At 74.1% G+C, this 10,673-nt stretch carries 14 protein-coding genes; 9 read left to right on the top strand and 5 right to left on the bottom strand.

Annotated features, from left to right (window positions below):
* The 3 genes from VGR37_10240 to VGR37_10230 form a co-directional block, all read right to left on the bottom strand.
* Positions 1-339: FAD:protein FMN transferase (locus VGR37_10240; GenBank protein ID HEV2147770.1), on the bottom strand; the 339-nt coding region annotated here is incomplete at its 3' end.
* 157 nt (positions 340-496) lie between these two features.
* Complete coding sequence (locus tag VGR37_10235) at positions 497-1,423, bottom strand: lipid A deacylase LpxR family protein (GenBank protein HEV2147769.1); 927 nt, start codon at positions 1,421-1,423, stop codon at positions 497-499.
* Positions 1,401-1,604 (bottom strand): hypothetical protein, encoded by a 204-nt coding sequence (locus VGR37_10230; GenBank protein ID HEV2147768.1) that lies wholly within the window; start codon positions 1,602-1,604, stop codon positions 1,401-1,403. Before VGR37_10230 ends, VGR37_10235 begins: the two co-directional genes overlap by 23 nt.
* Before the next feature lie 314 nt (positions 1,605-1,918).
* Between VGR37_10230 and VGR37_10225 the strand changes: the two genes are divergently transcribed.
* From VGR37_10225 to VGR37_10190, 8 genes are all read left to right on the top strand, one after another.
* Entirely contained in the window at positions 1,919-2,725 is an 807-nt protein-coding gene (locus VGR37_10225; protein HEV2147767.1) for an FtsX-like permease family protein, read from the top strand.
* Positions 2,725-3,903 carry an ABC transporter permease gene (locus tag VGR37_10220; GenBank protein HEV2147766.1) on the top strand — a complete coding sequence of 393 codons (1,179 nt, stop codon included), beginning with the start codon at positions 2,725-2,727 and terminating at the stop codon, positions 3,901-3,903. Before VGR37_10225 ends, VGR37_10220 begins: the two co-directional genes overlap by 1 nt.
* A 258-nt stretch (positions 3,904-4,161) precedes the next feature.
* Positions 4,162-4,851, top strand: a complete 690-nt coding sequence (locus tag VGR37_10215) for an ABC transporter ATP-binding protein (GenBank protein HEV2147765.1) — start codon at positions 4,162-4,164, stop codon at positions 4,849-4,851.
* Entirely contained in the window at positions 4,848-6,269 is a 1,422-nt protein-coding gene (locus tag VGR37_10210; protein HEV2147764.1) for a hypothetical protein, read from the top strand. Before VGR37_10215 ends, VGR37_10210 begins: the two co-directional genes overlap by 4 nt.
* A 36-nt stretch (positions 6,270-6,305) precedes the next feature.
* Complete coding sequence (locus VGR37_10205; GenBank protein ID HEV2147763.1) at positions 6,306-6,602, top strand: BrnT family toxin; 297 nt, start codon at positions 6,306-6,308, stop codon at positions 6,600-6,602.
* A complete protein-coding gene (locus VGR37_10200; protein HEV2147762.1) occupies positions 6,586-6,882 on the top strand; it encodes a hypothetical protein in 297 nt (98 codons plus the stop codon). Before VGR37_10205 ends, VGR37_10200 begins: the two co-directional genes overlap by 17 nt.
* 160 nt (positions 6,883-7,042) lie before the next feature.
* A complete protein-coding gene (locus VGR37_10195) occupies positions 7,043-8,179 on the top strand; it encodes a hypothetical protein (protein ID HEV2147761.1) in 1,137 nt (378 codons plus the stop codon).
* On the top strand, positions 8,180-8,521 hold the full coding sequence (locus VGR37_10190; protein HEV2147760.1) for a hypothetical protein: 342 nt from the start codon (positions 8,180-8,182) through the stop codon (positions 8,519-8,521).
* Between the two features lie 97 nt (positions 8,522-8,618).
* Here VGR37_10190 and VGR37_10185 read toward each other — a convergent pair whose 3' ends face one another.
* Complete coding sequence (locus VGR37_10185; GenBank protein HEV2147759.1) at positions 8,619-9,167, bottom strand: hypothetical protein; 549 nt, start codon at positions 9,165-9,167, stop codon at positions 8,619-8,621.
* Positions 9,168-9,209: 42 nt separating this feature from the next.
* Entirely contained in the window at positions 9,210-9,473 is a 264-nt protein-coding gene (locus VGR37_10180; GenBank protein HEV2147758.1) for a hypothetical protein, read from the bottom strand.
* 564 nt (positions 9,474-10,037) lie between these two features.
* Here VGR37_10180 and VGR37_10175 point away from each other — a divergent pair.
* A partial coding sequence (locus VGR37_10175) for an Ig-like domain-containing protein (GenBank protein HEV2147757.1) occupies positions 10,038-10,673 on the top strand: 636 nt, incomplete at its 3' end.

Genomic DNA, 10,673 nt, shown 5'->3' with positions numbered 1-10,673 from the left:
CGCCTCGGCGAGGAGGGCGACCAGCTCCGCGTCGGGACGGACCGGGGCGCCGGGGGGGGCTCCGTTGACTCGCGCCAGCTCCGCGTCGTCGCGCCAGGAGCTGAGGAGCGCCTCCTGCCGCCGCACCTCCGCGAAGGCCCGCTCCAGCGTCGCCAGCCCGGCCTCCCGCGTGGGGGCCAGCACCCGCCCACGGAGGGTCGTCCCCATCAGGAACGCCTCGCGCTCCACGGGGACCGTGTCGGCCGCCGCGGCCGGGACCACGGCGGGGGCCTGCGGCCGCGGCGCGCACCCGGCGAGGAGCGCGGCGGCGAGGAGCGTTGCGGACCGGGTACGGATCAACTGCGCGTCCCTGCTGCGTGTCGGCCCCGCCTCACCCGGATGTGAGTTTGAGAACCATTTTCAACTGAGCGACAGAATACGGCGCCCCCCGGGGGGGTGTCAAGAGCGGGGATGGGATGGGGCGGAACGGTGCCCGGAGGGGCCGGATGGAGGGCGGCTACCTGGACCGCCCCGGGTGCCAGGAGAGGCCGAGGGAGCCCCAGCGGTGCGGTGCCGCCTGGGTGCGGTACTCGCGGCCGCGGGCCACGAAGCGGTACTCCACCGTCGCGCGGCGGAACGCCCAGCCGGCACCCGCCTCCCACTCCCCGACAGAGGGGATCCGCTCCACCGTGCTCTCGGCTGCGTCGAGGAAAACGTCCCACAGCAGGTGCTCCCCGCGGGCGCCGACCAGGGCGTAGGCGCCGCGCGCGGCCCCCACCCGCACCCGCGCCCCGGCGCCGAGGCCCGCCTCCACGTTCCCCGCCGCCGCCGACCACGCCGGGAGGAGAAGGACCCAGCCGGCGTCCGGCAGCGGGCGCAGCCGATGCGTCTGCTCGAAGCGGAGCACGATCCCCGGCCGGGTGCCGATCTGGTGCTCCCAGCCGAGCTGCGGGCGCGACCCGGTGAGGCGGTGCACCCCGTTCTGGACCTCCTCGCCCAGTGCGGGCGGCCCGACGACGCCCAGGCGGACCGACACCTCGTCGCGGCGGTGCCCGCGGTCGGCGCTCGCTCCCGCGGCCAGGTAGAGCCACGCCGCGTAGGGGCGCTCCCCCGGCACCGGCTCCGGAGCGTCCTCCCGCGGCGTGTAGACCTCCTGGCCCAGCCCCAGCATCGTCGAAAGCTCCGCCGCCGGCACGGCCCAGCGAACCACCCGCGGGGCGCCCGAGAGCTCGACGGAGACGTTCACCCCGTGGGTGTAGTCGTGGTCCGGGGGAGCCTCGCGCCCGCGGAGGCCGAACAGGTCGTTGTCCAGGACGAAGCGGACGGAGCGGACCTCCTGGGCGCTCACGGGAGCCGGGTGGACCGGGACCGCCGCGAGCGCGAGCAGGAGCGCCCCCGCGCGGGAGAGGAGGCTGCGCGGCTCAGTCCGCCCAGCCGAGGGCATCGTGCGACACGGAGCGGACGGAAGGCTCGCACCGGACCCCGGCGAGCGCATGGGCGGAGAGATCCGCCGCGAACCCGGAGATGCCGGTGTAGACGAAGCGCGGCCGGAACCGGTGGCGCTCGGCCAGGCGCCGCGTCTCCGCCGCCGCATCGGTCCCGTCGCGGTACCTGACGATGTACATGGGCGCCCTCCGGTCGAGCCGTCCGTTCAGGGGGGCGGGATCGAGGCAGCGCACGAGACCTCCATTTGCGTCGAACGGGAGCGGATCGCAGGACGCGAGGAGCAGGAGGAGAGCGACGGCTCGGCCGGGGATGGGCATGGGACGTGGCGAGTGCGTGGGACGCGGGACCGCGACCCCGAGGACGAGCCGCGCCCCTTCCGCGTCACTGCGCGGCAACCTGGGACGAACTCTGGACCGGCTCCTGCATCCCGCTGTGGAATCCCTGCGGCGGCGCGCTGGACGCCCGCCGCCGCGCCCCACGCGATCCTCTCCCCATGAGCCTTCTTGCCGCACTCGCGCTCGCCGCAGCGCTCCAGGGTCCGCCTGAGGTCCTGGTGGAGCGCCGCCTGGCCGAGAGCGTGCCGCTGGCCGTGGGCGACACCGTGGCGGTGCGCGCCCTCGCCAGCGGGGCCGCTCCCCAGTCCCTCGTGGTGGCGGGGGTCTTCGAGCGCGCCGCGGACCCCAGCCGCATCGCCCGCAACGAGTACGAGGTGCGTTTCCACCTCCCGGACCTGCAGGGGCTCCTGGGCACCCCGGACCGGGTGGACCGCTTCGCCGTGGTGCTGGCCGCCGGCGCCTCGCCCGACTCCGCGGCGCGGTGGATCGAGGGGCTGGCGTTCGGGACCCGGGCGTACGGGAGCCGCGCCCTCGCCGAGGAGACCAGCGCCACCTTCCGGGTGGTGTCGCGCTTCCACCGCGCCATCGGGATCGTGACCATCCTGGCGAGCGCCATCTTCCTGCTCTGCGTGATGGTGATCCGGGTGGACGAGCGCCGCCGCGACATGGGAATGCTGCGGCTGGTCGGCGTCTCCCGCGCCACGGTGTTCCGCTCCATCGTGCTGGAGGCCATGGCGATCGCGCTGGTGGGGAGCGCCGCGGGTGCGGCGCTGGGGGTGGGGATCTCCGCGGTCGTGAACGCCTACTACGCGGCCTACTACGACACCACGCTCCGCTTCGCGCTGGTGACGCCGCGCATCGTGCTGCTGGCGGCGGTGCTGGGGCTCGCCCTGGGCGCCTTCGCGGGCGGGCTGGCCGCCTGGCGGGTGGTGAACGTGCCGCCCCAGCGCCTGGGCGAGCGGTGATGACCGTCTCCGCCTCGCTGCGCGCCCTGTTCCGCCGCCGGAGCCGCACGCTGCTGGCGCTGGCGGGGATCGGGATCTCGGCGGCGCTGCTGCTGGACATGACCATGCTGGCTTCGGGGCTGACCGACTCGTTCGGCGAGCTGCTGGGCGCCCGGGGGTACGCGCTGCGCGTGACGCCGCGCGGGATCCTCCCCTTCGACAGCGAGGCCACCATCCGCGACGCGGACCGCGCGGCCCGGCGCATCGCGGAGGTGCCGGGCGTGGCCTCGGTGGCGCCGGTGCTGGGCGCGCAGTACTACCCGGTCCTGGGCGACAGTGCGGGGGACCCGGTGTTCGTGACCGGGAGCGACCCGCGGGCGGAGATGCTGTACCGCATCACCGAGGGGCGCGCTCCCGGCCCCGGGGAGGCGGTGGTGAGCGGCCCGCTGGCGCTGCAGGCCGGGCTGCGGCCGGGGAGCACGGTGCGGCTGGCCCCGGAGCTGGACGTGTCGCTGGGCCGCCCACGGGGGACGCGGACGTACCGGGTGAGCGCGGTGGCGGACTTCATCTACGACTACGCCGGCCAGCGCTCCGCCGCGATCCCGCTGGCCGAGGTGCAGCAGGCGACCGGGCGTCCGGACCAGGTGTCGCTCTTCGGGGTGGCCGCCGCGGAGGGGGTGGACGCCGACTCGCTGGCCCGGCGGATCGCCGCCGCGGTGCCGGAGGTGTCCGTCTACTCCACCTCGGAGCTGCTCGCGGAGACCAGCCGCCGCCTCTCCTACTTCCGCCAGATGGCGACCATCCTGGGGAGCGTGGCGCTGGTGGTGACGGCGCTCCTCGTGGCGACCATCGTCGCCATCGGGGTGCGGGAGCGCTTCGGGGAGATCGCGACGCTGCGCGCCATCGGCGTGGCGCGCGGGCGGATCCTGCTGGGAGTGGTCGTGGAGGGGCTGGTGCTGGCGGGGATCGGGTGCGCGGTGGGGCTGCCGCTGGGGCTGTGGATGGCGGAGCGGCTGGACCGGATCCTGTTGGCGTTTCCGGGGCTGCCCGCGGGGGTGACGTTCTTCGTCTTCCAGCCGGGGCGGGTGGCGCTGGCGCTGGGGACGGTGATTGTGGTGGGGGCGGTGGCGGGGGGGGTGCCGGGGCTGGCGGCGGTGAGGGCGCCGCTGGGGAGGGCGTTGCGGGAGGAGGCGGAATGAAGAATGTAGAAAGGGGGCTGTGCCGTTCCGCGGTTCCCTGCCGTTCCCGAAAGATGTCGCGGAGGGCACGGTAGGCGAAGCCGGACGGCCCGCAGGGCGGCACAGCCGTATCGTGCCGACCGAGGAGGCTCCCGGAGCCGGAGCGGAGACCCACGGCAGTATCGTGGGGCTCCGCGACCCGCGCAGGAGACAAGCCGGCTGTTTGGCTTGGCTCCGGAGCGGCCCCAAACACAGACGCCCAGGAGTAGAGAGAGGTCGATGAGCCGGGTGATCGAGGCGCGGGGGATCGTCAAGGAGTACCCGTACGGGGGCGACGCCGTGCACGCGCTGCGGGGCGTGGACCTGGACGTGAGCGCGGGCGAGATGGTGGCGGTGGTGGGGCCGTCCGGGTGCGGGAAGAGCTCGCTGCTGAACGTGCTGGCCGGGATCGACCCGCCCACCTCGGGGACGGTGCGCCTGCTCGGATGGGAGCTGGCGGCGCTGAGCGAGGGGGCGCGCTCCCGGCTGCGGCTGCGGCAGGTGGGGTTCGTCTTCCAGCGCTTCCACCTTCTGGCGGTGCTCACGGCGGCCGAGAACGTGGAGTTCCCCATGGCCGAGGCGGGCGTGCCGAAGCGGGAGCGGCGCGCGCGCGCCCGGGAGCTGCTGGAGTACGTGGGGCTGGGGCACCGGACGGGGCACCGGCCGCCGCACCTTTCCGGCGGGGAGCAGCAGCGCGTCGCCATCGCGCGTGCACTCGCCAACCGCCCCAGGGTGCTCTTCGCGGACGAGCCCACGGGGGAGCTGGACCGCCGCACGGGCGACGAGATCATCGCGCTCTTCGAGCGGTTGAACGCGGACGGGACCACGCTGGTGGTGGTGACGCACGACCCCGGCGTGGCAGGGCACGCGCGGCGGCGGGTGGAGATGGCGGACGGGGTGGTGGTGGACGACGGGAGGGGGGGCGCGTGATCCTCCGCCTGGCCGTCGCGGAGCTGCGCCACCGGCCGGGGCGGGCGCTCTTCCTCCTGGGCGGCTACGCCCTGGGGGTGGCGGTGATGGTGGTGCTCCTGGCCGTGGGCGAGGCGATGCTGGAGCAGGCGCGCGACCGGGCGCTGGTCGGCGGGGGCGACGTGGTGCTGGTGCCGGCCGGGGTCAGCACGGAGATGCTCAAGGCGGGCGGCGTCTCCTCCCTCTTCCTGGGGGTGGACCACGCGCGCTTCGTGCAGCGCCGGGTGCTGGAGTCGGAGCGCGGGAGGGAGGACTACGGGATCCGGGCGGGGAGCCCGGTGCTCGAGGGGAAGCAGGTGGAGCTGCGCGCGCGGGGGCGGAGCTGGAAGGCGGTCGCCTCGGGCGAGATCCCCAGCCGCGCCCGGCTGGCGGGGGCCGCGCCGGAGCTGATCGCGGGGCGGTGGACGGACTCCCCCACGGACCGGCGCTGGACGGATCCCACCCAGGCGGAGCTGTTCCGGGAGATCGACCACTTCCACCTCCCCACCGGCGCGGCGGCGCGCGACTCCACCTGGGCGGAGTGGCACTACTTCAACGTGTCCCTGGACCGCGACCGCTGGCTCTACGTGATGCTGATCGTCGGCGGGCGGATGGACACGCCGGGGCGCTGGGGCGGGCGCATGCTCCTCACCGTGCTCGGGGCGGACGGCACGCACCGCTCGCTCACGCGCAACTTCCCGGGGGAGCGGGTCCGCTTCGACACCGCCTCGCCGGACGTGCGCTTCGGCCCGGAGGCGTTCGTGCGGATGGAGGACGGCGCGTACCGGGTGGTGGCCGGCGCGGGGGACGCCCGGGTGGACCTGCGCGTGCGCCCCGCACCGGGCCGCTACTTCCCCCCGACGGACCTGGGCGGGGAGGGGCTGGTGTCCGGCTACACCGTGCCGGCGCTCTACGCCCGCGCGGAGGGGACCGTCTGCGCGCCCCGGTGCGAGGCGGTGCGGGGGGCGCAAGCGTACCACGACCACAACTGGGGCGTCTGGCGCAACGTCACCTGGGAGTGGGGGTCGGCCTCGGACAGCGCGCTCTCGCTCCTGTACGGCGTGGTGCGCGGCGACTCGGTGCCCGCGGAGGGGCTCTTCGCGTACCTGGTGGACGGGCGCGGGGCGCGGGGCGTCTACCGCCCGGGGCCGCTGCGCTACACGGAGATGCGTACCGTGACGGTGGGCGGGCGGGCGGTTCGCGTCCCGGCTGCGATGGAGTTCGAGGACGCCCGCCGGGGGCTCCGGGTGCGGATCGACGTGGAGGCGGCGCACGTCACCCGGACGGAGGGGCGGACGGAGCTGCCCTTCTTCCTGCAGATGCGCGGGGTCGCCACGGTGGAGGAGCGCGGGCGGGTGGTCGGGCGGCTGCCCGGGTTCTTCGAGACGTACGTGGAGTAGCTTGCCCGTGGCCGGCGTATGCGCTATCCTCGCGCAATGAGCGTCACGTACCGGCTGCAGGGAGTTGCCTTCGAGTGGGATGAGGACAAGGCCCGCGCGAATCTCGAGAAGCACGGGGTTACCTTCGAAGAGGCGGCCGAGGCGTTCCTCGACCCTTTCTACCAGGGGGGCGAGGCATCGGTGGAAGGGGAGCGCCGCGACTTCGTCCTCGGGTACTCGCTGTCCCAGCGCCTCCTGCTCGTAGTCTATATTGAGCACCGAAGCGCAACGCGCATCATCTCCGCCCGTCCTGCGACCCGTGCCGAAAGGAAGCTGTATGAGCAAGCCGGATGAGCCCACGGAGCTGCACCTGCGTCCGCGTCCCACGGAGCCTGTAACGCTCTCGATCCCGTCCGATACGCTGGCTGCGATTCGGGAAGTGGCGGCGACGCGCGACATGACGCCGGAGGCGCTGATGAAGCTGTACATCGGCTCGGGGCTGCGCCAGGACGGCTCACGCCTGTTCTCGGAGCGCATCCTCGAAACGGCCGCCCGGGTCCTGGCGCGGCACATCGCCTCCGAGGAGGAACGGTCCGCCATCCTGCGCGAGATCCAGGGGGAGGCGGCCGCCTGATGTGCCCGGGATAACAAAGGCGGTGCATGCTGCCGGGGCGCTTGGGACTCCGGCACGCGCTGCTTGCCTTCCACCTCCCCCGGCATTATCCTCGCGCGGGTGAGCGCCACCGCGCGGCCTCCCCTCCGCCGCTCCTGCCGTCCTTTTCCTGCCTCCGGTGATGGTCCCCGTCCTCCTCGCCCTCCTGGTCGCGGCCGGCTGCACGGCCGTCCTGTGGATGGAGAAGCGCCATTCCGGCGAGTTCCACCAGCAGCTCATCCGGCTGCACGAGGAGCGCGCCCGCTTCTGGCGAAAGCGCCTGCAGGCCGACGACCCCGCGCTGGAGCCGGACGCCGCCCGCCGGCTGCAGGCCGAGTGCGGGCAGCACTTCGGCCGGGTCCGCGCGACGCTCGACGCGCTGCGCTCCCGGTCGCGCGAGCTGGCGGCCGACAGCTGGGCGGTGGGCCCGGAATGCGACCGGGAGCTGGCGGAGATGCAGGCCGCCCTCGCCGGGTCCGCGTGGGACCGCGCGGCGGCGCTGCAGCGCATCGGCCACGCGAGCCGCGAGGTGGCTGCGCTCCGGCCGGAGCGCGACGGCAGCGCGCCCGTGGGCGCCTTCCTCCTGCACGGTGCGTTCGGGGCGGCGCTCGGGGCACTCGCCGGCTTCGCCATCCCCTACCGCTTCACCCACGGCTTCTACCTGGAGGACTCCGCGTCTCCCCTGGTGGCGTGGACGGTCGGCGGGGCGCTCACCGGGTTCCTGCTGGGGGGGCTGGGCCGGGAGTGGGTCTGGCAGCGGGTGCTCCCGGACGAATGGCTCCGGGAAGGGCCGCGGCGCGTCCTCTTCATGGCCGCGTGCGCGTTGGCGCCGATGGTGGCCGCGTACTGGGTCCTGTACAGCCCGCCCACCGAGCGGCAGCGGGGAGAGGTGCTGCGGGCGCTGGCGGCGGAGGCTCGGTGCCCCCGTCCGCTCCCGCGCATCGCGGTGGACTCGCTCGCCCACCTCGGCGCGTCCGACCGGTGCGCCGTGTTCTGGGGGGCCGCGGCCGCGCTCCCCCTCACCCCGAACACGCAGGGACTGCTGCAGCGGAACGACACCACCGGGGTGCGGGTCTCCTGGTTCGGGGAGATGAAGGCGGCGAAGATCGTCTGGATCCCCCTGATCTTCGAATCGCGGCACGTCACCAACCTGTGGACCTGGGAGGTCGCGGTCGCGTTCGGCGGCGGCGAGCTCTACTTCCTGTCCGTGGACAAGCGCACCGGGCGGGCACGGCTGCGCTTTCCCGACCGCACCGGGCCGGCCTCCCGGGACCGATAGATGCCCGGAGACCGTGAGCGCGCCGGATCGCCGGCCCGGACCCCTGCGGTGGTGTCCCGCCGCCGCGCCGAGGCGTTCCGCCGCGGAGTGGCGCTTCGCGCCGCGTACATGCTGGAGTACCGTGACCTGGGAGACCCGGAGGCGGAGGACGGCGGGGTCTGCTTCGCGTTCCTCCGGAGCGAAGCGGACGTGGACGCGGCCGTGGAGGAGCTGGGCGAGGACAACCCGTACGAGCGCCTCCTCGGGGTCTTCGACCTGCGCCGCCCGCTCGCGGAGCAGGGGGCAGGGCTGACCGGGGACGAGTGGCTGGAGCGGCAGCGGCAGGGTCCGGCCTCCCGGTGAGCCGCCGGTCCACGGCAGGAGAGGAGAGGCAGCCTGCCGCGACCGGATCTCACGCGCCGTCGGGCGCGATGATCGGCTCCCGTGCGTTCGGCGCGGCTCAGCGGAGTATCGCCAGGGGCACGAGCGCCGAGAGGTCGTCCACCGCGACCTGCTCCGCCATCCACCGGCCGCGCTCGAAACGCACCACGCACCCGAAGGGCCTGCGCACCGTCTCCCCGTCGAGCGTGACCCCCTCCACCACGCCCTGCACGCTGTACCGGCCTTCACCCAGGGAGACCGTGTTCTCCTCCGAGTAGGCGGGGAAGGTCTCGACGGTGGAGCCGTCGCTCACCTTCCTCACCACGCGGCTGACGCAGTGCTGGAACGCCCCGCCCGGGGAGTCCTTCGGCGCGAAGGAAGAGAACCCCGCCGGGAGGTGCCGCAGCGCGAACTCCGCGTACCAGTCCGCGATCGCCTCGCCGTTCACCCGGTAAACCCCCGCCGCTCCGATCATCAGGAGCAGCGCGAGCACCGCCACCACCCGTCCCCACGGCCGCCGCGCCACGAGGGGCGCGTCGGCCTCGCCGCTCCTGCGCCACCCGCAGCGGTGGCAGCGCGCGTCCCCCCGGATCCGCCGCCGGCACTCCGGGCACCTGTATCTCGCCATGTCAACCTCCAGTCGGAGCGCCGCCGGGAGCGCGGGGTGGGGTCACAGGCCGCCGCCGCGCGATGCCGCCTCGAACCAGCGCCGCAGGTCGCCCTCGGAAAGGTCCTCCGCCGCGGCCAGCCCGGTGTACTCCTCGCTCAGTGTCTCGTCTCCGGAGCGGAACACGATGCGCACGGACTCCTCCGGGAGCATCCCCCCGGCGTTCTCCAGCACGGGGGGGCCGCTCATGCCGATCCGGGAGCCCTCCAGCGCCACCGTCCAGCTCCTCCCATCGTCCGATCGGAACGTCCGCTCGTGCAGCGCCATCCGTCCTCCGCTTCCGTTGTTTGCAGTCGTTGGTACATCACCCTGATAGCAATACACTTGCCACCAGGACGAGTGGACAGACGTTCCCCCGTTCCAACGTCCGCGCCCCTGCCCCGCAGACGTAAAGCGCGACCCGCCCCGTGGCTTCAGGTCCGGTCCGAGCCGGGGATCGCGGCGGTCCCCACGCAGAGTACGGACACGAACGCCCGGCGCCGCCCTCCAGCTGGAGAGCGGCGCCAGGTCCCACGGGTAAGCTGCCGCGTTGATCGTCCCCTCAGCCGTGCCCGCCTTCACGTACGGGGGTAGCGTCGGCATTCTCGGGTTCGTACGGCATTCTGTTGGACATCGGCTGCACCCCGGATGGTTGCAATGCTCGGCAGAGGGCCGGGAAACCCCCGGTCCGCGCCCGGGAAGGGAGTACGGCCCCACGGTTCCGGACTCGCGTCAGTCTCTCCTTATCGTACGAGCCGAATCGGACATTTGACGCCGCATCATCCAGCGCGTACATTCCGGTGGTCTCTTCCGCGTATGCTGCCTGCTCGCCCTCCCCTACGATCCCGCCCCATGTCGCGTCCCCGAATGCTGCGCTCGGCTCCGGCTCTCGCTCTGCTCCTGCTCTCCTGCGTGGGTGATTCGCCCACCGCGGTTCGGCCCGATCCTGACCCGAACGCTCCGCCCGCCGCCATCGTGGCCACGTCCGGGGTCGGACAGGCCGGAACGGCGGAGGTCGCCCTGGGTGGTCCGCTGGTGGTGAAGGTGACGGATGCCCGGGGGAAGGGCCTCCACGGGATCGAGGTCTCCTGGACGGTCAGCCCCGGCGGGGGGGCGCTCTCCGCCGCCTCCAGCCGGACCGACTCCATCGGGGAGGCACGTACCCTCTGGACGCTGGGTGCGGCCGGGACGCATACGGTCACCGCCTCGGTGAGTGGTCTGCCGCCGGTCACCTTTTCGGCGACCGCCGCGCCGCCGAAGCCGGCGCGGATCGAGCGGGTGGCCGGGGACGGGCAGACGGGCGAGGCGGGTGCGGCGCTGGCCGACTCGCTCGCGGTGAAGGTGGTCTCGGCCGCGGGCACCCCGGTGGGCGGCGTCGCCGTGGAATGGAAGGTCACCGCGGGCGGGGGCACCCTGGCCGGGAGCGCGTCCACGGACGCGCAGGGGGTAGCAAAGGCGCGCTGGGCGCTCGGCGGCGCGGGCGAGAAC

It is taken from the genome of Longimicrobiaceae bacterium (assembly GCA_035936415.1).
GTDB lineage: Bacteria > Gemmatimonadota > Gemmatimonadetes > Longimicrobiales > Longimicrobiaceae > JAFAYN01.
The sequence above is the reverse complement of the archived record's forward strand: the minus strand, read 5'-3'. Positions and strand labels throughout refer to the sequence as shown.